This is a genomic window from Nocardia sp. NPDC005745 (genome assembly GCF_040630775.1).
In the GTDB taxonomy this organism is placed as follows: Bacteria; Actinomycetota; Actinomycetes; order Mycobacteriales; family Mycobacteriaceae; genus Nocardia.
Map to the genome: position 1 here is coordinate 174,814 of NZ_JBEXYF010000002.1, position 19,907 is coordinate 194,720.

19 protein-coding genes and 1 pseudogene are annotated in these 19,907 nt (G+C 69.2%); 9 read left to right on the forward strand and 11 right to left on the reverse strand.

The window, feature by feature from the left end; all coding sequences use genetic code 11:
• Window positions 1–188: 188 nt before the first annotated feature.
• The 6 genes and pseudogenes from ABZ420_RS03725 to ABZ420_RS03750 all read right to left on the reverse strand — a co-directional run bounded on the left by ABZ420_RS03725 (window position 189) and on the right by ABZ420_RS03750 (window position 7,273).
• Window positions 189–890 carry a thioredoxin domain-containing protein gene (locus ABZ420_RS03725; protein WP_357116749.1) on the reverse strand — a complete coding sequence of 234 codons (702 nt, stop codon included), beginning with the start codon at window positions 888–890 and terminating at the stop codon, window positions 189–191.
• A gap of 673 nt (window positions 891–1,563) precedes the next feature.
• Window positions 1,564–2,754, reverse strand: a pseudogene (locus ABZ420_RS03730) (MFS transporter); the annotation flags it as partial.
• Window positions 2,744–4,387 (reverse strand): phosphoglucomutase (alpha-D-glucose-1,6-bisphosphate-dependent), encoded by a 1,644-nt coding sequence (pgm, locus tag ABZ420_RS03735; RefSeq protein WP_062969484.1) that lies wholly within the window; start codon window positions 4,385–4,387, stop codon window positions 2,744–2,746. The pseudogene ABZ420_RS03730 and the gene pgm, both read right to left, overlap by 11 nt.
• Window positions 4,388–4,434: 47 nt before the next feature.
• Window positions 4,435–4,722 (reverse strand): hypothetical protein, encoded by a 288-nt coding sequence (locus ABZ420_RS03740; RefSeq protein ID WP_357116751.1) that lies wholly within the window; start codon window positions 4,720–4,722, stop codon window positions 4,435–4,437.
• Window positions 4,719–5,081, reverse strand: a complete 363-nt coding sequence (locus tag ABZ420_RS03745) for a DUF190 domain-containing protein (protein WP_357116753.1) — start codon at window positions 5,079–5,081, stop codon at window positions 4,719–4,721. Before ABZ420_RS03745 ends, ABZ420_RS03740 begins: the two co-directional genes overlap by 4 nt.
• A 692-nt stretch (window positions 5,082–5,773) precedes the next feature.
• On the reverse strand, window positions 5,774–7,273 hold the full coding sequence (locus ABZ420_RS03750; protein ID WP_357116755.1) for an MFS transporter: 1,500 nt from the start codon (window positions 7,271–7,273) through the stop codon (window positions 5,774–5,776).
• A gap of 117 nt (window positions 7,274–7,390) precedes the next feature.
• Here ABZ420_RS03750 and ABZ420_RS03755 point away from each other — a divergent pair, with 117 nt between their 5' ends.
• Both ABZ420_RS03755 and ABZ420_RS03760 read left to right on the forward strand, forming a co-directional pair.
• Window positions 7,391–8,071: a TetR/AcrR family transcriptional regulator gene (locus tag ABZ420_RS03755; protein ID WP_357116757.1), complete on the forward strand. Its 681-nt coding sequence runs from the start codon at window positions 7,391–7,393 to the stop codon at window positions 8,069–8,071.
• 54 nt (window positions 8,072–8,125) lie between these two features.
• Window positions 8,126–9,424: a D-arabinono-1,4-lactone oxidase gene (locus ABZ420_RS03760; RefSeq protein WP_357116759.1), complete on the forward strand. Its 1,299-nt coding sequence runs from the start codon at window positions 8,126–8,128 to the stop codon at window positions 9,422–9,424.
• A 30-nt stretch (window positions 9,425–9,454) separates the two neighbouring features.
• Here the strand turns inward: ABZ420_RS03760 and ABZ420_RS03765 are convergent, their stop codons facing one another.
• Window positions 9,455–10,201, reverse strand: a complete 747-nt coding sequence (locus tag ABZ420_RS03765; RefSeq protein ID WP_357116761.1) for a Sir2 family NAD-dependent protein deacetylase — start codon at window positions 10,199–10,201, stop codon at window positions 9,455–9,457.
• 111 nt (window positions 10,202–10,312) lie between these two features.
• Between ABZ420_RS03765 and ABZ420_RS03770 the strand changes: the two genes are divergently transcribed.
• The 3 genes from ABZ420_RS03770 to ABZ420_RS03780 all read left to right on the forward strand — a co-directional run bounded on the left by ABZ420_RS03770 (window position 10,313) and on the right by ABZ420_RS03780 (window position 12,499).
• Complete coding sequence (locus tag ABZ420_RS03770) at window positions 10,313–11,224, forward strand: oxygenase MpaB family protein (RefSeq protein ID WP_357116763.1); 912 nt, start codon at window positions 10,313–10,315, stop codon at window positions 11,222–11,224.
• 401 nt (window positions 11,225–11,625) lie between these two features.
• Entirely contained in the window at window positions 11,626–12,039 is a 414-nt protein-coding gene (locus ABZ420_RS03775; protein WP_040868829.1) for an arsenate reductase ArsC, read from the forward strand.
• Window positions 12,040–12,094: 55 nt separating this feature from the next.
• Window positions 12,095–12,499 carry a VOC family protein gene (locus ABZ420_RS03780; RefSeq protein WP_357116765.1) on the forward strand — a complete coding sequence of 135 codons (405 nt, stop codon included), beginning with the start codon at window positions 12,095–12,097 and terminating at the stop codon, window positions 12,497–12,499.
• Window positions 12,500–12,626: 127 nt separating this feature from the next.
• On the opposite strand, the gene ABZ420_RS03785 is transcribed toward ABZ420_RS03780, so the two are convergent.
• Together ABZ420_RS03785 and ABZ420_RS03790 are read right to left on the reverse strand one after the other, a co-directional pair.
• Entirely contained in the window at window positions 12,627–13,325 is a 699-nt protein-coding gene (locus ABZ420_RS03785; protein ID WP_357116767.1) for a helix-turn-helix transcriptional regulator, read from the reverse strand.
• 74 nt (window positions 13,326–13,399) lie between these two features.
• Window positions 13,400–14,101: a TetR family transcriptional regulator gene (locus tag ABZ420_RS03790; protein ID WP_357116769.1), complete on the reverse strand. Its 702-nt coding sequence runs from the start codon at window positions 14,099–14,101 to the stop codon at window positions 13,400–13,402.
• A gap of 87 nt (window positions 14,102–14,188) precedes the next feature.
• Between ABZ420_RS03790 and ABZ420_RS03795 the strand changes: the two genes are divergently transcribed.
• A complete protein-coding gene (locus tag ABZ420_RS03795) occupies window positions 14,189–15,355 on the forward strand; it encodes an FAD-dependent monooxygenase (RefSeq protein ID WP_357116771.1) in 1,167 nt (388 codons plus the stop codon).
• 18 nt (window positions 15,356–15,373) lie between these two features.
• Here ABZ420_RS03795 and ABZ420_RS03800 read toward each other — a convergent pair whose 3' ends face one another.
• Entirely contained in the window at window positions 15,374–15,883 is a 510-nt protein-coding gene (locus tag ABZ420_RS03800) for a hypothetical protein (protein WP_357116773.1), read from the reverse strand.
• Between the two features lie 574 nt (window positions 15,884–16,457).
• On the opposite strand from ABZ420_RS03800, the gene ABZ420_RS03805 reads away from it, so the two are divergent.
• From ABZ420_RS03805 to ABZ420_RS03815, 3 genes are all read left to right on the forward strand, one after another.
• Complete coding sequence (locus ABZ420_RS03805) at window positions 16,458–17,852, forward strand: phosphatidylglycerol lysyltransferase domain-containing protein (RefSeq protein WP_357116775.1); 1,395 nt, start codon at window positions 16,458–16,460, stop codon at window positions 17,850–17,852.
• A 33-nt stretch (window positions 17,853–17,885) separates the two neighbouring features.
• The gene (locus tag ABZ420_RS03810; protein ID WP_357116777.1) at window positions 17,886–18,845 is read left to right on the forward strand and encodes a threonine/serine dehydratase; all 960 of its coding nucleotides are present in this window, start codon (window positions 17,886–17,888) and stop codon (window positions 18,843–18,845) included.
• A gap of 84 nt (window positions 18,846–18,929) precedes the next feature.
• A complete protein-coding gene (locus tag ABZ420_RS03815; RefSeq protein ID WP_357116779.1) occupies window positions 18,930–19,478 on the forward strand; it encodes a thioredoxin family protein in 549 nt (182 codons plus the stop codon).
• On the opposite strand, the gene ABZ420_RS03820 is transcribed toward ABZ420_RS03815, so the two are convergent.
• Entirely contained in the window at window positions 19,459–19,890 is a 432-nt protein-coding gene (locus ABZ420_RS03820; RefSeq protein ID WP_357116781.1) for a DJ-1/PfpI family protein, read from the reverse strand. The two genes, ABZ420_RS03815 and ABZ420_RS03820, sit on opposite strands and share 20 nt — an antisense overlap.
• Window positions 19,891–19,907 lie beyond the last annotated feature (17 nt).

A 19,907-nucleotide genomic window follows, 5' to 3' on the forward strand; every position in this document is an offset into this window, starting at 1 on the left:
GGACAGGGGGCCGGATCGCGCTGTCGAGTGCGCGGGCCGGGCAGCGGCAGGTGGAGCCGCTGCCCGGCCCCAGGCCAACTGAAAACTCGGCGAGCGGCGATCTCGGGGGCTGGGGATGTCGGGTCGTGCCGTCGAGTGGGCCGGGGCGTCGATTTGGTGGAGTCGGCGTTCCGGCCCTCCAGCCCTGCTCAACCGGCGAGTGAAACCACCCAGTTCTCGTCGTTGGTGTCGACCTTCGTCGTGCCGTCGAACACCGCGGGGGTGGCCGCGGAGCCGCCCAGCGCTTCGCCGAGCGCCGCGGTCTGCGCCATCGCGGTGCTGCGCGCGGAGTCGACCTTCGCACCGGTCGCGATGCATTGCCGCACGGGCTCGGCGGCTCCGGCGTCGCCCGCGATCGCGGCGAGTTCCTCGTTGCTCAGGTCGGCGCCGCCTTCGCTGGGACGCTTCGCGGTGAACAGTTCGGTGTGGAACTTGGCGTAGACCGGCCCCGAACCCGCTTCGGCCACACACTGGTTCGCGGCGACGGCGCGCGTCGAGTAGTCCTTGCTGCGGGAGCGGCCGTCGAGGAAGTTCACCAGGCGATAGCGCACGGCCAGCGCGCCCGCATCGATCTGCTGCGCGATCTCTTGGCCGTAGATGCGCTCCAGGCTGCCGCAGCCGGGGCACAGCGGATCCTCGAAGATGTCGATGGTCTTCTTCGCGTCCGGGCGGCCGAGCAGGATCGAACCGTTCTGCTCGAGCATCGAGTGCACCGCGGGGTCCCGCACCGAACCGTAGCCGTCGTTGCGGACGGCGGCGTCGTCTCGCCCCCAGCGGATCGCCGCGATGACGATGAGCACGATCAGCACGAGAGCGACCGCACCGAGCGCGTAGGTGGTCGCACTGGACATCGGCCGTGGAGTGTAGTTCGAACGCGATTCGCTCACATTGACACTTTGCCGCAACGAACCACCGTTCCCCCCGCCGGGCCACTGATCCGATGGCCGCGCGCACACCGAGCGGAGCCCACGGCAAGTCCCCCGCCCGGGCCACCCAACGGTTCTGGCCCCGGGCTCCGCGACGCGCGGACGGACAGCGCCGCCGATCACCTCGCGCTACGCCCCGGCGGCGCCCGGCCCGCAGCGCCACCCGTCTGGACTACAGTGCTCAGCGCTTGCGGCGGGTACGCCGCTCCGGTCGCCGACGTTTGCCGCGAGACATCGGGCGCCCCGGCGGATATTCCGCCTCGTCGGAGTCTGCGACCGCGGTGGCCGGCGCGGTCCGCACGGGTCTGGTGTCGGCTACCGCACCGCGGTGATCGCCGATCCCGGCCGGGGGGCGGCCCGACGGTCCGTCGGACTCCGCCCCCTTCCGGACACCATCTGTCACCGGCTCCCGCCGGTCAACCACGACTTGCGGATCCGCCGAGCCCTCTCCGGGAACCGCCATAGGCTCGGCCACCACGGGCACCGGACTGTCGGCGACCGGCGCGGCGGACACTTCGTTCAGCGCACGGTCGATCCGCGCCGATTGCCGCCCGGCGTCGTCCGCTCCTGCGGAGCGTTCGGACGGCATCTCCGAGTGAGCGGGAGTCCCCCGGCGCAGCGGTTCGGGCACGACAGTCCAGACGAGCGCCGCAACCGCCAGCAGGGCGCCGGTCACGCCGAGCGCGAGCCCGTAGGACACCTGCTGGGCCAGGGCTCCGACCGCGACCGGCCCGATGACGGTGCCGAGGTCGGCGGCCATCTGGAAACCGGCCAGCACCGGCCCGCCGCGCGCCTTGGGGCCGATGATGTCGGCGACGGCTGCCTGCTGGGTGGGGGTGAACATGCCGGAACCGAGCCCGGCCAGGAACGAGGTGGCGAGCAGCCAGGGCAGGTCGGTGGCCAGGCCGAGCCCCGCCGTGCCGACCGCGCACACCAGCGAGCCGCTGATCACGAACGGTTTCCGTCCCCACCGGTCGGACAGCCGCCCCGCGGCGAACAGCACCGTGACGTTGCCCGCGGCGAACACCGTCAACGCGACACCGGCCATACCCGGCGCTTGGTGCAGCACCTCGACGACGAGCAGCGGCACCAGAGCCATCCGGACACCGAACACGGCGGCTCCGTTGGCGAAGTTCGACAGCAGCACCGCCCGGTACTCAGGCCGCGCCCAGCCCTCGCGGAAGGACATCATGCGGGCGCCGCCGACCGGCTCCGGCGCGGCCAACTCCGAATTGCGCAGGCTGAAGTACACCACGACGCTGACGACGAACAACGCCACGGCGTAGATGACGAACGGCCAGCGCAGCCCGAGCCCGGACAACCCGCCGCCCACCAGCGGCCCGCTCACCGAGCCGACCAGGAAGCTGGTCGACCACAGTCCCGAGACCCGGCCGCGCTGTTCGGGCGGCGACATCCGGATGACCAGCGCCAGCGACGACACGGTGAACATGGTCGAGCCGATGCCGCCGAGCGATCGCAGCACCATGAGCTGCCAATAGCTTTGGGCCAGGGCGCTCGCGCCGGTGGACGCCGCGACGATCAGCAGCCCGCCGAGGTAGACCGAGCGCTCCCCCAGCCGCTGCACCAGCCGCCCGCTCACGGGTGCGAACAGCAACCGCATCAGGGCGAACGCGGAGACGATGGCGGAGGCGGCCGCCACGCCGACGCCGAATCCGCGCGCGAACTGCGGCAGCACCGGGGCGACCAGGCCGAACCCGATGGCGATGACGAACGCGCCCCCGACCAGCACCCAGATCTCGCTGGGCAGGGGCTTGGATCTACCGGTCACCGGACAGCGCCTGCCCCACCAATTCCTCCGCGGCTGTCTGCACCTCGGCGAGGTGCTCGGGTCCGTGGAACGACTCCGCGTAGATCTTGTACTTGTCCTCGGTGCCGGAGGGGCGCGCGGCGAACCACGCGTTCTCGGTGGTCACCTTCAGGCCTCCCAGTGGCGCGCCGTTGCCCCGCGCCCTGGTGAGCACGGCGGTGACGGGCTCCCCGGCGATCTCCTTCGTCGTGATCATGTCCGGAGTCAACTTCGCGAGCAGCTCTTTCTGTTCCACGGTGGCGGGTGCGTCGATCCGCGCGTAGGCGGGGCTGCCGTAGCGGCGCTCGAGTTCGACGTAGCGCGCCGACGGGCTCTGGCCGGTGACCGCGGCGATCTCGCCGGCCAGCAGCGCGAGCAGGATGCCGTCCTTGTCGGTGGTCCAGACCGTGCCGTCCATCCGCAGGAACGACGCGCCGGCGCTCTCCTCGCCGCCGAATGCCAGGCTGCCGCTGAACAATCCGGGAACGAAGAACTTGAATCCGACGGGCACCTCGTGCACGTCGCGCCCGAGCACGGAGACGACCCGGTCGATCATCGACGAGGTCACCGCGGTCTTGCCGATCTTGGTCAGCGCATCCCACCCCATCCGGTTGGCGACCAGGTATTCGATGGCCACCGCGAGGAAGTGGTTCGGATTCATCAACCCGCCGTCGGGCGTGACGATGCCGTGCCGGTCGGCGTCGGCGTCGTTGCCGGTGGAGATGTCGTAGTCGTCCTTGATCCCGATCAGCGAGGCCATCGCGTAGCGGGAGGACGGGTCCATCCGGATCTTGCCGTCGCTGTCGAGGGTCATGAACCGCCAGGTGGGATCCACGAACGGATTGACCACCTCGAGCTCGAGATCGTAGCGCTGGCCGATCTCCTCCCAGTAGTCGACGCTGGCGCCGCCCATCGGGTCGGCGCCGAGCCGGATGCCCGCGCCGCGGATCGCGTCCAGGTTCAGCACGTTGGGCAGGTCGTCGATGTAGTTGTCGAGGTAGTCGTAGCGTTCCACGCCGTCGGCCAGCGCGCGCTGCAGCGTGGTGCGCTTGACCCCGGTGAGCCCGTCGCGCAGCAGTTCGTTCGCGCGCGCGGCGATGGCGTCGGTGGCCGTGTTGTCCGCCGGGCCGCCGTGCGGCGGGTTGTATTTGAAGCCGCCGTCGCGAGGCGGGTTGTGCGACGGGGTGACCACGATGCCGTCGGCCTGATGCTTGGCGCCGCCCCGATTGTGGCGCAGCACAGCGTGACTCAGTGCGGGCGTGGGGGTGTAGCGGTCGCGCGCATCGATCACCGCGGTGACGTCGTTGGCGGCGAGCACCTCGAGCGCGGTGGTCCAGGCGGGCTCGGACAGGGCGTGGGTATCCCTCGCGAGATAGACCGGCCCGGTGATGCCCCGGGTGGCGCGGTATTCCACGATCGACTGCGTGATCGCCAGGATGTGCGCCTCGTTGAAGGCGCCGTCCAGGCTGGAACCGCGATGTCCCGACGTTCCGAACGCCACCCGCTGGGCCGGATCCGCCGCGTCCGGAACACGGCTGTAGTACGCCGTCACCAGATGCGCGATGTCTTCCAGATCGGTGGGACGTGCGGAACGCCCGGCTCGATCGTGGGCCATGCTCGGGTCTCCCTTCCGTATCGGCTGCGCCCGGCTCGTCATGAGGATCATGTCCACGACCGCCCGGCCACCGCCGACCCCACAGCCACGTCGTTCACGTCGGCCACCCGCCGGAACCTCTCGTAGCCGTACATGTTGAACGTGGTCGGCACGGTGCGGAAGCCCGCTTCCGCGGCGGCGAGCGGCCGATGGCCCGCCGACGCGCCGCTCAGATCGCCGAGCCGCGCCGAACCGACAATGGTAACGGCCGCCGCGTCCGACAGCGGCGGCGAGGTGAAACCCGCTGCGGCCACAGGGGCTACCGCGGATCCGGCGGGCCTGCCGCGTCTGGTCATCGCTCACCTTCCTGCCACTGGTCCACCGGCACCAAGGTGACGTTGACCGAAGCGAACAGCTCGGCATTCCGCTCGACGAAGGCACGCAGGCGTTCCGGCTCGTCGACCAGCATCAGCAATAACGGAAGGTGGTCGGCGACGTCGAGGATCCGGGTGGTGTGCACGTGCGAGGACGCACCGTAGCCCTCGATGCCACGCCACACGCTGGCTCCCGCCAGGCCGGTATCTCTGGCCCGGCGCACGATCTCGTGATACAGGGGCGTGTGCCGCCACTTGTCGTCCTCGTCGAGCAGCACGGTGAGCCGTGCGGCGGGCCGCCATCGTCCCGCCGTGGCAGCGCCCGTTTGCGAACCACTCATTGCCTGCCCCCTTCCGTCGTGCCGTTCCCGTCGATCGCCGAGCCGAACCAGGTAACCACCGTGCCATGTCCGCCGGGCTCCGCCGTCCCGGCCGCACCACCGCCACTCCCCGAGGCGGCCGAGCGCGGGGAGCGCCGCGCCCGGTCCGAGGAGTCTACGAACCCCGCGGGTGGGGTGGAGAGGGTGGTGCGACCGCCGGGTGCGCCGATGCCGAGAAGGGTGCGCAGCAGTCTCTTGGCTACCCACACATGAGCGGCCGGAACCCTCGCGGATTCCGATGTGCAGAGCATCCCATGATATTTCCGCGCAGGTCGGAAAAGGGACCGCTCACGGCACAGGCCGCCGCATCTACTCACGTTGTATTTTGCACCGATAACGGTGATTCTGGAGCACTTTGCTTGCGCGGCGGACGGGCGGCGTGAGTCCGCGAGACGCCGAGCGGCCCCTGATTCGGACAGCGGTAGCGGACGGAAGGGTTCATCCTCGACACGGCACTCGCACGCCGGGAGCGGCCGATTGGCAATCGCGGAGCACAGATTCGGCCCGGGTACGATGCGTGCATCTCGCCGCGCTCACCGACGAAGCGGATCGCGCGCCGTGCGGTTCGACGACGACGGCCGCCACCCCTGCGACGAGGTCGCGGGAGCGGCGGCCGTGCGGTACGGAACCGGATAGGCGGTGGCGCACTCGGATCAGTGCGCGAGTACCGGTTCTCCCTCGGCGGGCTCCGGCACCGTGCTCGGCATCAGCACCGCGGTGAGGATGCCGCCCGCCACGAAGATCGCCGTGGCCCACCAGAAACTGGTGGTGTAGCTCTCGATCGCGGACTGGGCGATGGACAGCGGATCCGGCGTGCGGGTGGACAGGTAGTCGGTGGCCGCGGACGCCGCGATCGTGCTCAGCAACGCCGTGCCGATCGAGCCGCCGACCTGCTGGCTGGTGTTGATCATGGCCGAGGCCACACCCGCGTCCTCGTGCTGCACACCCGAGGTGGCGCCCTGGAAGGCGACCGCCATCGCGCCGCCGAGGCCGAGACCCAGCAGGATCAGGGCGGGCAGGATGTGGCTGGCGTAGCCGGTGTCCAAGCCGATCCGGGTCAGCCAGGCCATGCCCGCCGCCGCGATCAGGAAGCCGCCGCTGACCACGATCTTCGGGCCGAGCTTCGGCAGCAGCAGCGACGGCGCGGTGGTCGAGGAGGCCACCATGGCGGCGACCATCGGCAGGAACGCGACGCCGGTCATGATCGGCGAGTAGCCCAGGGTGAGCTGCATGTAATAGGTGAGGAACAGGAAGATCGCGAACATCCCGATGCCCATGACGAACACCGTCAGGTAGGAGGTGCCGCGCATCCGGTCGAGCACGATCCGCATCGGAAGCAGCGGGTGCGCGACCCGGGTCTCCAGCCAGGCGAACACCGCGATCAGCGCCGCGCCGCCGAGCAGGAACGCGAGGGTGACGCCGTTGGTCCATCCGTCCGACTCCGCGTGCGAGAACCCGTAGACGATGCCGAACAGACCGGCGGTGACCACGAGCGTGCCGGGGATGTCGAGCTTGGGCCGCTCGGTGCTCGCGTGCTTGGCCAGCAGCAGCACCGCGCCGACCAGAGCGACGGCCGCGAAGGCCAGGTTGACGAACATCACCCAGCGCCATGAGGCCCATTCGGTGAGCGCGCCGCCGAGCAGCAGCCCGATCGCGCCGCCGGTGCCCGCGACGGCACCGAAGATGCCGAACGCCTTCGCCCGCTCGGACGGCTCGGTGAAGGTCACCGTGAGCAGCGAGAGAGCGGCGGGCGCCAGCAGCGCGCCGAAGACACCCTGCCCGACCCGGGCGGCGACCAGCATCTCGAAGCTGGTGGCCGCGCCACCGATGGCGGAGGCGACCGCGAAGCCGACCAGGCCGATGATGAAGGTGTTGCGCCTGCCGAACAGGTCGCTGAGGCGTCCGCCGAGCAACAGCAGGCTGCCGAATGCCAGCGCGTAGCCGGTGACCACCCACGAGCGGTCGCCGTCGCTGAAGCCGAGATCCGCCTGCGCGGCGGGCAACGCGATGTTCACCACGGTCGCGTCGAGCACGACCATCAGCTGGGCGACACCGAGGACGGCGAGCACCCACCAGCGCAGGGCGTGCGAGCCGCGCCGCTCGCTTCCCGTCTGCTCAGGGGCGGGGGCCCCACGGTCGATGGCGGTAGTCATGTGTCCCCTTTGTCTCTAGCCTTGATCCGGAGGAAGAACCTCCGCTTACCTGAAGAAGTTATCACGATAACGGAGACAACGCCTCCGGTTAATCCCCGAGGTTGGTAGAATGACGGTGTGAATCACGCCACGGTCGCCTCTCCACCCCGGCGTCTGCGGGCCGATGCCGCACGCAATCAGCAGCGCATCATCGCAGCGGCACGGGAACTGTTCGCCGACCACGGACTCGAGATCACGCTCGACGACGTGGCCGAACGCGCGGGCGTGGGTGTCGGTACGGTCTATCGCCGCTTCGCGAACAAGAAGGAACTGATCGTCGAGGTCTTCGACCAGAACCTGAACGATTTCGCCGACGCGGCCGACGCCGCCTACCGACATCCCGACCCCTGGTTCGGACTCGTCGAATTCTTCGAGTACGCGTGCAGGCACATGGCCACCAACCGAGGCTTCAGCGAGGTCATGCTCGAACTCGAGGACGACGAGACCGACCGGTTCGCGGTCGTGCGCGATCGCATCAAGCCCACCGTGACCGCCATCTGCGCTCGCGCGCGCGACGCGGGCGTGCTCGCCGATGGCATCGAGCCCTCGGACTTCTTCGCGCTCGTGCACATGGTCGACGGGCTCGCCGAGTTCGCCAAGCCGGTCAATCCCGATGTCTGGCAGCGGTATATGGCCATCATGTTGAACGGCCTGCGGGGCGACGGCACACCGCGCAGGCATCTCGACGTCCCCCCGCTGACCGACGCCGAGGTCGAGCACGCCAAGCAGCATCTGACCTGCGGCTGGCGCAAGCGGTAGCGGAATCGCACCGTAAGTAGCGCACGTCACGTTCGCTCCCGTAAAGTTGGTCACATGACCAACTCGTGGGTGAACTGGGCAGGCGATCAACAGTGTGCGCCCGCGATCATCGCCACACCGCGCTCCGTCGAGGAAGTGGCCGACCTGCTCGCCGACGCCGAAGCCGCCGGCCGGACCGTGCGGGTCGCCGGCGCCGGTCATTCGTTCACCGAGGCCGTCCTGACCGACGGCACGCTGCTGAGCCTGGCGAAGCTGAACCGCGTCCTCGATGTCGACCGGGCGAGCGGCCTGGTGCGGGTGGAAGCGGGCATCAGCCTGAACGCGGCCAGCACCGCCCTGCACGAGCACGGCCTCGCCTTCCCGAACCTGGGCGACATCGATGTGCAGACCGTCGCGGGCGCCATCGCCACCGCCACTCACGGCACCGGCGCCACCTTGCAGAACCTCTCCGCCGCGGTGCATTCGCTGGAATTGATGCAGGCGGACGGCACCCGGGTGGAACTGAACGAGCACACCGACCCCGACGGCTGGCGGGCTGCGCGAGTCGGCATCGGAGCGCTGGGTGTCGTCACCGCCGTGACCCTGCGGATGGCGCCGTCGTTCGTGCTGGAGGGCGTCGAACGGCCGATCCCGGTGGAGGAGGTGCTGGCGGACCTGGATTCGTTCGTCGACGGCAACGACCATTTCGAGTTCTACATGTTCGCCCACAGTCCGCTGGCCATGACCAAGCGCAACAACCGCGTGACCCTGCCCGAGCAGCCGCGCCCCAAGGCGGTGGACTGGTTCGCCGACATCCTGATGTCCAATCACCTGTTCGACGCGCTGTGCAGATTGAGCCGCAGGCAACCGCGCCTGGTCCCCTTCATCCAGCGCAGCGCGGCCTACGCGGGCAGCTACCGGCGTCAGGTGGACCGCTCCTACCGGGTGTTCGCCTCGCCCCGCCTGATCCGCTTCACCGAGATGGAGTACGCCATCCCGCGCGCGCATTCCGCCGACGCGATCCGCGAGATCAAGGAACTGACCACGCGTTTCGACACCCCGATGCCCATCGAGGTGCGGTGGGTCGCACCCGACGACGCGTTCCTGTCCCCGGCGGGCGGCCGCGACACCTGCTACATCGCGGTGCACCAGTACCGGGGCATGGACTTCGAGCCGTACTTCCGCGCCTGCGAAGCGGTGTTCGACCGCTACCAGGGCCGCCCGCACTGGGGCAAACGCCACTTCCAGACCGCGGCGACCCTGCGGGACCGTTACCCCGCCTGGGATCGGTTCGCCGAGGTGCGGCGGCGCTTCGACCCGAAGGGGCGTTTCGCCAATCCCTACCTCGACCGGGTGCTCGGGCCGGTCGGCTGAATCCGGCTCACCGCACGCACACCGCCGCGGTCACGCGGCGAGAATTTCCGCGACCAGGCGGGGCACGGCCGTGCCGATGGGTTCGCGGATGATCTCGGTGGCCATATCGTCGTAAGGCGTCGGCTCGGCGTTCACGATGACCAGATCCGCGCCGCTCTCCACCGCGATGGAGCACATCGACGCGGCGGGCTCGACCTGCAACGAAGTTCCGATCGCCAGGAAGACGTCGCTCGTCTGCGCGGTGAGCGCGGCCTTGGTCATGGTGCGGCGGTCCATCTGCTGACCGAACATCACGGTGGCCGACTTGAGGATGCCGCCGCAGCCGGGACACGGCGGGTCGGGCTCACCCGCGGCCACCCGTTCCAAGGTGGCGGACATCGAGGTCTGGTAATCACAGTCGATGCAGACCACCTCGAACATGTTGCCGTGGATCTCGATCACCCGCTCCGGCGAAGACCCCGCCCGCTGATGCAGGCGATCGATGTTCTGGGTGATGATGGTGACCGCCCGCCCGGACCGCTCCAGATCGGCGAGGGCGTTGTGCGCGGCGTTGGGTACGGCCTGCCAGGCCGGATTGTCCCGTCTGGCGAGCCACGCGCGTTCCCGCAAGCCGGGGTCGGCGACATAGTTCTGATAGGTCGACAGCAACTCGGCGATCGGATCCTTCGTCCACACCCCGCGCGGGCCGCGGAAATCCGGGATGCCGGAATCGGTGGAGATGCCCGCGCCCGTGAGCACCCCGATCCGGCCGCCACGACTGCGCCACTCGGTCGTCATATCCGCACAGCCTAAGGGCAGCGCCGCGATCGCCGATCATGGATAGACGATGAGAGACTTGTAGGGTTATCATCTCATTGTATTGAGTTCGGCCGATCAAGGGAGATCACGATGACCGCGTCCGTCGCACGCGAATCCACCGGCGCGCGAACGCTGCCGCCCCGCCGCCCGATCGAACCGGGGACACAGATGTGGGAGCAGACCGGTCTGGTCACCTTCTCCCTCACCGCGGGCTCGGCCTTCCTGCTGCAGACCATGGAGCCGACCATCTCCGCGGTGGTGGACGAGTACTCCACCTTCCGCACCGATCCGATGGGCCGCGCGATGCGCAGCCTGGCGTCGGTGATGATGTGGGTCTACGGCGGCGAGGAAGCGCTGGCCGAGGCCGACCGCCTGCGCGAACTGCACGCGTCGCTGAACACCACCGACGCCGATGGCGTCCGGCACACCGCGCTGTCCAGCGCCCCGTGGGCCTGGGTGCTGCACACCGGAACCTTCGCCTTCACCGAGAGCGCCAAGTACTTCGCGAAGCGCCCGCTCACCGCGGCGGACAAGGAGGCGTACTTCCAGGAGACGTTGCAGCTGTTGCGCAATTTCTCGGTGGCGCCCAAGGAGATCCCCGCGAACTACACCGAATTCGAGAAGTTCTTCGAAGACACCGTCGCCAACCACCTGGTCGCCACCGACACCGCGCGCGATTACCTGCGGGTGATCCGCTCCGTCGCTCCGCCGAAGCAGCTGCCGCGCGCGCTGCATCCCGTCTGGAAGGCGGCGGTGGCGCCGATCGGCTGGCTCCAGTACTTCGTGACGGTCGGCACCACCCCCGAGGTCGCGCGGCGCAAGCTCGGGCTGACCTGGACCGCGGCCGACGAACGCAAGCTGCGCGTGCTCGGCTGGCTGATCGCGCGACTGGTCCCGCTGCTGCCGGAGCGCCTGCGCTACTTCCCGATCGCCTACGAAGCACGCCGCCTGGAACGCGACCGGCAGCGGCTGCGCAAGATGATCGACCTGCGCCCGATCTGACCCGTTCCCGGAAAACCGCTTCCGGGTGACCACGGCCGGTGGGCCGGGGCGACCCGATCCCATTCGCCGACACTGTCCGTACCCCGGTCGACCTTCGTCGACCGGGGTACGCGTGTTGGCGGCGCGCCTTCCGGTCACGCCTTGCCGTACGTCCTCGTCGCACTACCGTCCAGTCCACTACCTTGCTCCGGCAACCCGAGGCGCCGCAAAAGCTGCGTGATAACGGATTCGGGCCTGTGACCTGCGGTCGCCGTACGCGCGCACCCGCGAGAGCACGTCGCGCCGTAACGCTTCGCGGCGCGCTGGTATACGTATCTCGTACGCTAGGAAAGCGTTTCGGTTCACCGCGGCCGGACGGCCAGCACACTTATGCTCCACCTTGCACCTCGAAAGGCGTTCCCATGTCCCACAAGCCCAGTGTGCTGTTCGTCTGCGAGCACAACGCGGGCCGCTCGCAGATGGCTGCCGGGTTCCTCACCGCCCTCGCGGGTGACCGGTTCGACGTGCGATCGGCGGGCAGCGCGCCGGCCGAGGCCCTGAACGCCACGGTGGTGGACGCCATGGCCGAGATCGGCATCGACATCTCCGGCCACGCCCCCAAGCCGCTCACGATGGACGCGATCGGTATCTCCGACGTGGTGGTCACCATGGGCGCGGGCGACGCCTGCCCGTTCTTCCCCGGCATCAGCTACCGCGACTGGATGCTGCCGGACCCCGCGGACCAGTCCCTCGACGTGGTGCGAACCATCCGCGACCACATCCGCATCCTGGTGGAGAACCTGATCGCCGAATTGGTCCCCGCGCCCGCACGCTAGGCGCTTGTCCGATTCGTTCAAGACGCGCCCGCACGCCGCTGCCTACGCTGCCGGTATGACACCACAACTCGACGTAATCGGCATCGTCGTCAGCGATATGGCCGCCTCGGTGGCCTTCTACCGCCGCCTCGGGCTCGCCTTCCCGGAGGGCTCCGAGCAGGAAGGACATGCCGAGGCGGCGCTGCCCAGCGGCATGCGGCTCACACTGGACACCGAAGCCGTCATCGAGTCGTTCCACACCGGGTGGCGGCCCCCGACCGGCGCGGGCCGTCTCGCAGTCGCTTTTCGCTGCGCCGATCCCACGGAAGTCGACGCCGTGTACGCCGAACTCGTGGATGCCGGGTACCACGGCGAGCTGAAACCGTGGGACGCGTTCTGGGGGCAGCGTTACGCGGTGGTGCAGGATCCGGATGGCAACGGCGTCGACCTGTACGCCGCTCTTCCGGCCGCGAGCAGCTGAACCACATCCACCCGCACGGCGCGAGACGGAGCCGGACACGTTTCCCGACGAAATCCGCCGCATGCGCTGTCTCGACCGGTCCGATGCGTCCCGGGACAGCGACCAGCCTGCGCGCGCATCGACGTGGTCACGAGAGCAGGCCACCCAACGGCATTCCCGCCAGCGCGCGCACTTCGCGGGAGAGGTGCGCTTGGTCGGCGAATCCGGCCCGCATCGCGGTGTCGGCGAGCGGCACGCCGCTGCGCGCCGCTGCCAGCGCGCGTTGCAGACGCAATACCCTCGCGAGGGTTTTCGGGCCGTAGCCGAAGGCATCCAGGGAACGGCGGTGCAAAGTCCGTTCCCCCAGTCCGGCCGCGTCGGCGACCGCCGCCACCGGCCATCCGGCGTCGAGCGCGCCGACCACCTTCCGGATGAGCGGATCGGCCGGCTCGGTCTCGGCCGCGCGCCACTGCACGACGCGTTCCAGCGCTGCCGCCTGATCGTCGGCGGCCGCGATCCGATCGACCAGCGGCCGGACCACAGCCGATGGCCACAGCTGAGCCAGCTCGACCCGCCGGTTCCGCAACTCGCGCGCCGGAACGCCCAGCCACGCGGGTGCGGTACCCGGAAAGAACCGGATGCCGACGTACCGATCACCCGGGATTCCACCGGGGTGGTGGGCGCGGGTGTCCGGCCCCGCGACGACCAACCTGCCGTCCATCCAGATCAGATCCATGCAGCCGTCGGGTAGCACCGGCAGCGCCGCGCCACCGCCATCGACGGTCTTGATCCACAGCACGGCGCCGTCGTACCGCGATGGCCGCTCGCGGTAGGCGGCATCGTTCATGTCACCGACGCTACCCTCCGGACCACCGACCACGTCCGCGCGGCGTCTCAAAAATATCGTCTCAAAATAAGCAACTATTTGAGATAGCGATAGAGCGTCGCCCGGGAGACACCCAGCTCCCTGGCGATTTCGGCGACGCCGCGCCCCTCCACGTCGTGCCGCCGCCGCGCGAGTTCGACCTGCTGCGGGGTCAGTGCCACCGGCCGCCCCCTGGACGCGGCGGCGGGCGGCGTCCGGTCCGTGGGCGCCAACAACAGACGCACCCCTTCCAGCACCTCCGAACGCAACTGGTCGACCGGAGCCTCGGCGTACAGCACCACCGGGTCGCTGAGCCCCGCCACCGCCTGGGTGGCGCGAACGCGCTCGGCGAAGCTGGCGTCCGGGCCCGCGACCAGGATGTTCGCCTGCATCATGACCTTGCTGAACCGCTCGAAGATACTCCCGGGAGCGGCCAGCGCCAGATCGCGGACGTTGAGCCGCAGCAGGTAGCGATGGGTGAGGAAGACGTCGAGCAACCCTTCGACCACCCGGCGGCGCGCCTCGCACGGATCGGGATCGCCCGCCTCGGCGACCGTGCGCTCCATCGCCGCGAGGAACGGCTCCGCCAAGCCCGCGAGGATGTCGTACTTGCTCGGATAGTGATAGAGCACACCCGCCTTGGAAATGCCCAGTTGCTCGGCGATCGCGCGCACCGAGGTGCGGTGATAACCATGCGTCCCGAACAGGTCCATGGCCACCTCGAGGATGCGCGCGCGGGTCGTCGTCTCGTCGCTCACGCCTCGAATACTACCCGTTGACTGACCGGTGGTCAGTGTCTTACATTCGTGACTGACCAACGGTCAGTCGATACAACGGAGGCACCCATGGCGCACGACCCCCGCATTCTCATCTCCGGCGCGAGCATCGCCGGACCGACGCTCGCGTACTGGCTGGTGCGCAACGGCTTCCGGCCCACCGTGGTCGAGCGCAGCCCCGCACTGCGCCCAGGCGGCAACGGCGTCGACATCCGGGGAACCTCGGTACGGATCGCGGAGCGGATGGGCGTACTGCCGCGGTTGCGCGAACGGGCCACCGACATCCGCGAGCTGACGTTCGTCGACGCGGCCGATCGCCGCGTTGCCGGGATGAGCACGCGCGTCTTCAACGCCGACGGTGACATCGAGATCATGCGCGGCGACCTGGCCCAGGTGCTGTACGAGGCGACCGCCGACGACGTCGAGTTCACCTTCGGCGATTCGATCGCCGCGATCACCCAGCGCCCGGACGCCGCGGAGGTGACCTTCGACAGCGGCAAACAGGCCGAGTTCGACCTGGTCATCGGCGCCGACGGATTGCATTCGCGGACCAGGAATCTGGCCGTCACGCCGGAGGCCGACGCGCTGCATCACCTCGGCGTGTACTTCGCCACCGCCCGCGTCGACGCCGGTCTCGGACGCCCGCACGCGGTGACGCTCTACAACACGCCCGGAAAGGTGGCGGGCGTCTACCGATCGGGGGCGCACGACGGCGCCACGGCGTTCTTCGCCTTCCGGGAGGCTCGCGTGCTCGATGTCGACCACCGCGACGAGAACGCCCAGAAAGCCCTGCTCGGCGCGTATTTCGACGACCGAGCCTGGCAGGTGCCCGCGTTGCTCGAGCAGGCCATCGCCGACGACGGCTTCTACTTCGACGCGGTGAGCCAGGTCCGCCTGCCCGCCTGGTCGAGCGGACGGGTCGCGCTGGTCGGTGACGCCGGGTACTGCGCAACCCTGCTGTCCGGCGCGGGCGCGGCACTGGCCATCGAAGGCGCACACCTGCTCGCGACGGAACTCGCCGCAGCGAGCGGCGACCACCGGATCGCCTTCCACCGCTATGAACAAGCCCTGCGGCCCACGGTACTGCGGGCACAGCGCTCGGTACGGGCGAGCAGTTCCATGCTGATTCCGGCCACGGGCGGCCACATCTGGTTGCGCAACCAGCTGACCCGCCTGATGGTGCTCCAGACCCTGGCGTCCCGGGTCTACCGGCCGGTCGCCGTGCGCGCCGCCTGAGCGGGGCGACCCGCGGGATCAGCGCTGCGGCGGAGCGATCGGGACGATCACGCGCGGGACGACCCGCAGGTACGGCTCACGATGGTCCGCGGCGATCTTCGATTCCGGGTCCCGGCAGCCCACGGTGACGTCGCCGTTCGGCACGGAGGAGAACGTCCACACCGTCACCCACTCCGTACCGCCGAACGTCTCGGTCTTCTTCGCGTCCGACGAGCGCAGGTCTTCATTCCGCCCGGAACTGTCGGTCACCGTGCAGCGAATCCCGTTGGCAGCCTGCCCCCATGCGGCAGGCGCTCGAATATCGAGCACCACATCGGGGGGCACCGGAACTTTCTTCGATTCGCCCAGCAATATCCGTATACCGCTGTCCGCTACTTCCTCGTCGCGCGCCCCGGTCGTCGTAGCCGGAACACTCGGGGCGGCGACAGAACTCGTCGCGGTCGCCGCATCACTCGCCGAAGTGTCGTCGGAACATCCGGACACAGCGGCGGCGACCAGCGCGGGAATCACCATCCAGCTCAGTTTCACAGTCGGACCTCTCGTCGCGCCCACTGATCAGGCGGTTGGTTCGGAGCAGCCAGGCACTGAGCATGACAACGGGAAAGAGGAAAAGCTCGGATACACGCCGATAAATTGGCAATTCGACCGCAAATGTCCGAAAGCGCCCGGCGGAGAAGGAAATAGGGGTTGAATTTAAGATTCTCCGCCATGGACCCCTGCCGCCATTCGGGCAACCGGAGCGCATACGAGGTACGCGCTCTTGGTTCGTTCACTCGCACCACTGGCCGCGATCGTCTACCGCATGGGCGGACCGCGGCGATCTTCGGCGGCCGGACGTCGCGGCAGCGATCCGACCGCGTCACCGCGCGACGGACAGCGCCGCGGAACCGTTCAGGAATAAAACAAGATTCATCCGATGTTTGCCGTGGGGCGCCGTTGGTCTGTGATGCCTTGGTTCGTGCCGCCTACCGGCTGGTTTCGAAAAGGTGTTTCCCCTGGACCAGGGGGGCCGCATAGTGTGTTCGGTAGGCGATCATGTGGAGGACCACCATGGCGAAGCTGTCGTGGGTAACGGAGCGCGAGGGTAGGGCGGAGTTCGATCGTGCCTGACGGTCAGGGAACCTCCAGCTCGCGCACGCTGCGCGCCACCACACTCGGCGGCTACCGGGCAGCCGCCTTCACCACCACTCCCGGCACGCGCGCCGCACTGATCACGATGGCGCTGCTGATCGCGGTGATCCTGGCCTACGAGTCGAACATGACCTCGCAAGAGGGCGCCGACCACGGCTGGTTCGTGGGGCTCGCGCTGTCCGGGGTGTTCGTCGCGCGCGGACTGCACCTGCGCAGGCCGATCACGCTTCCGCACGTCACCGCCGCGGTGCTGGTGCTCGCCGTCGCGCATCTCGCCTACCGCGCCGAGCATGCCGGCGCCGGATTCGTCCTGCTGGCCGCCACCGGATTCGTCGTGGTGCTGCCGCGCACCGGCAGACCGCAGCCAGGCGAGGTGTATCGGGTGGCCGAACTGGTCGGCCGCACCGAGGGCGACCCGCTGGCCCCCTTCGCCCTGCACTCGTCCAAAACCTATTTCTTCAACACGTCCTCCACCGCCGCCATCGGCTACCGCACCCGCTTCGGCATCGCCGTCGTCGCGGGCGACCCGATCGGCGATCGCGCGGCATTCCCCGAACTGGTCGCGGCGTTCTCCGACTTCGCGGTCAACCATGGCTGGCGCGTCGCCGTGCTGGGCGCGAGCCCGGAACTGGCCGAGCTGTGGCAGGTGTGGGCACTGGAGCATCGCGGGCTGCGCGCGGTGCCGATCGGCCGCGACGTGGCGATCGACGTGGAGGAGTTCAACCTGGTCGGACGCAAGTACCGCAACCTGCGCCAAGCCGTGAGCCGCACCAGGAATTTCGGCGTCACGACCGAGGTGGTGTACGAGTCCGCCCTCACCCCCGCGCGGCGCGAGGAATTGCTGGCCATCGTCGACGAATGGCGCCGCGGCAGGCAGACCCGTGGCTTCTCGATGATCCTGGACCATCTGCTCGACGGGCGGAATCCGAACATGCTGGTGGTCATCGCCAACGACGCGGACGGCAGTCCCGTCGGCTTCCAGCGCTACGGCATTTCCGGGCGCGGGCGGGAACTGAGCCTGGACGTGCCGTGGCGGCGCAAAGACGCGCCCAACGGCCTGGATGAACGCATGATCGTCGACTTGGTCGACTACGCCGCGGCGCATGACATCCAGCGGATCTCCCTGGCCTTCGCGCCGTTTCCGGAATTGTTCGCCGAAAAGGACAAATCGCGCACGGCCACCCTGTTCTATGTGCTGGCACACCTGGCCGATCCGCTGATCCGGCTGGAGTCGCTCTACCGCTTCCTGCGGAAGTTCCACGCGCTGTCACATCAGCGCTACGTCCTGGTCCGCTGGCGGGAGGTGGTGATCGCGGCCGCCGCCCTGCTCACCCTGGAGTTCGTCCCGCATCGCCGCGAGTACTGAGCGGCGGCGCACGATCATGTCCCGAGGAGCCGCGTGGAACTGACCCACAGCGACGTGAAGGCCGCCGCCGAACGGGTGGGCGGACTGGTCAGGCCGGTGGCGGTGGCGCAGGCCGATCAGGCGGGCGAACTGTGGTTCGCACTGGAGTTCCTCCAGCACACCGGGAGCTTCAAGGCCCGCGGCGCGCTCAACTTCTTGCTCGCGCATCGCGAGAACGGCACGCTCCCGCGGGTGGGCGTGACGATCGCCTCGGGCGGCAACGCCGGACTCGCCTGTGCGTGGGCGGCCCGCAGTCAGGGGATTCCGGCCACGGTGTTCCTGCCGACCACCGCCCCGCGGGTCAAGGTGGACCGGCTCGACTCCTACGGCGCCGACGTCCGTCTGGTGGGGACGCAATACGCCGACGCGCTCGCGGCCAGTCGCGAATTCGCCGACACCACCGGGGCCCTGCTCTCCCATGCCTACGACCACCCGCTCATCGCCGCAGGCGCGGGCACGCTGATGACGGAGATCCGCGAGCGGATCCCGGATCTCGGGGCCGTCGTGGTCGCCGTCGGCGGCGGCGGGCTGTTCTCGGGTGTGGCCACCGCCGCCGATCACTACGGTGTCCGGACCGTCGCCGTGGAGCCCGCCCGTTGCCGCGCACTGCATGCCGCGATCGCGGCCGGGACGGTCGTCGACGTGGAGGTCGACTCGGTGGCCGCCGACTCGCTCGGCGCCCGCCGGGCCTCGGAACTGGCGCTGGCGGCCGCGCGGCACTACGACGTGGCGTCGGTGCTCGTGGAGGACGCCGCGATCGTCGCAGCGCGCCGCGAACTGTGGGAGGAGCGCCGCATCGCCGTCGAGCACGGTGCGGCGACCGCCGTGGCGGCGATCCTCGGCGACGAGCCCGCGTACCGGCCTCGTCCGGGCCAACGCATATGCGTAGTGCTGTGCGGAGCGAACACCGATCCGTCCGATCTGGCCGGTTCGGACGGCCGCCACGCCGACTGACGGCTCAGCGGCGTATTTCCGACGAATCGGACGACACGGGGTTAGGCTCCCGCTGTCCTCTGCGATCCCGACGGAAGGCACACCATGGCGCATACCTCACACATGGTCCCCATCGGCACAGCGCTACCCGACTTCTCGCTTCCCGACCTCGACCAGCGGATCTACTCCCGGGACGATTTCGCGGACGGCCCCGGACTGCTGGTCGTCTTCGCGTGTAATCACTGCCCCTACGTCAAGCACATCGAGGCGGCGCTCGGCGAATTAGTCGATTCCCTGCCGTCCATGCCCACCGTGGCGATCTGCACCAACGACGCGTCCGCCTACCCGGACGACGCACCGCTGCGGCTGCGCGACCAAGCGATCCGCGCGGGCTGGACCTTCCCCTATCTCGTCGACGAGCAGCAGCACGTGGGCCGGGCCTTTCGCGCCGCGTGCACTCCCGACTTCTTCCTCTACGACGCGAACCTCCGGCTCGCCTACCGCGGCGCCTTCGACGAATCGACGCCCGGAAACGGGAAGCCGCTGACCGGGAACGACTTGCGCACTGCCGTCGAAGCCGTGCTGGCAGGCGGGCCCGCCCCCGAACCACACCGGCCGAGCATGGGTTGCTCGATCAAGTGGCGGGACGCCTGAGCACCTTCCCGCGTGCGCGCACCCGACGGATCGCGCTGCGCCACGCCAGCTGCGGCACGGCGGCCGAAAACATCACGGTCCGGGCCTGCTGGGCGGTGGCGGCAAGTCGCACGGCGCGCGATGCTTTGCCGACGTGACCCGCGTCGTACGGCGGCTGCGGGTCGTACTCGATGATCGATTGGGCGGTTTGCGCCTGCTCGGCACCGAAGACTTCCCCGACCAGCCACAGCGCCAGATCGATACCCGCGGAGACCCCCGCGGCGGTGGCGATACTTCCGTCCCGCACGATCCGTTCGTCCGGCCGAGCGTCCGCTCCGAGTGCGCGCAATATCGGCTGCGCAAGCCAATGGGTCGTGGCGGGCCGTCCGTCCAGCAGTCCGGCCGCGGCCAGCACTCGGGATCCAGTCCCCACAACACTCGATCACCGAA

What these genes read in the sequence shown, in the direction of transcription:
- ABZ420_RS03725 (WP_357116749.1), bottom strand. Translation starts at nt 890, where the DNA reads ATGTCCAGTGCGACCACCTACGCGCTCGGTGCGGTCGCTCTCGTGCTG.
- ABZ420_RS03765 (WP_357116761.1), bottom strand. Translation starts at nt 10,201, where the DNA reads ATGACGACCGAGTGGCGCAGTCGTGGCGGCCGGATCGGGGTGCTCACG.
- ABZ420_RS03785 (WP_357116767.1), bottom strand. Translation starts at nt 13,325, where the DNA reads ATGAACGATGCCGCCTACCGCGAGCGGCCATCGCGGTACGACGGCGCC.
- ABZ420_RS03740 (WP_357116751.1), bottom strand. Translation starts at nt 4,722, where the DNA reads ATGACCAGACGCGGCAGGCCCGCCGGATCCGCGGTAGCCCCTGTGGCC.
- ABZ420_RS03745 (WP_357116753.1), bottom strand. Translation starts at nt 5,081, where the DNA reads ATGAGTGGTTCGCAAACGGGCGCTGCCACGGCGGGACGATGGCGGCCC.
- ABZ420_RS03770 (WP_357116763.1), top strand. Translation starts at nt 10,313, where the DNA reads ATGACCGCGTCCGTCGCACGCGAATCCACCGGCGCGCGAACGCTGCCG.
- ABZ420_RS03760 (WP_357116759.1), top strand. Translation starts at nt 8,126, where the DNA reads ATGACCAACTCGTGGGTGAACTGGGCAGGCGATCAACAGTGTGCGCCC.
- ABZ420_RS03795 (WP_357116771.1), top strand. Translation starts at nt 14,189, where the DNA reads ATGGCGCACGACCCCCGCATTCTCATCTCCGGCGCGAGCATCGCCGGA.
- ABZ420_RS03815 (WP_357116779.1), top strand. Translation starts at nt 18,930, where the DNA reads ATGGCGCATACCTCACACATGGTCCCCATCGGCACAGCGCTACCCGAC.
- ABZ420_RS03775 (WP_040868829.1), top strand. Translation starts at nt 11,626, where the DNA reads ATGTCCCACAAGCCCAGTGTGCTGTTCGTCTGCGAGCACAACGCGGGC.
- pgm (WP_062969484.1), bottom strand. Translation starts at nt 4,387, where the DNA reads ATGGCCCACGATCGAGCCGGGCGTTCCGCACGTCCCACCGATCTGGAA.
- ABZ420_RS03780 (WP_357116765.1), top strand. Translation starts at nt 12,095, where the DNA reads ATGACACCACAACTCGACGTAATCGGCATCGTCGTCAGCGATATGGCC.
- ABZ420_RS03750 (WP_357116755.1), bottom strand. Translation starts at nt 7,273, where the DNA reads ATGACTACCGCCATCGACCGTGGGGCCCCCGCCCCTGAGCAGACGGGA.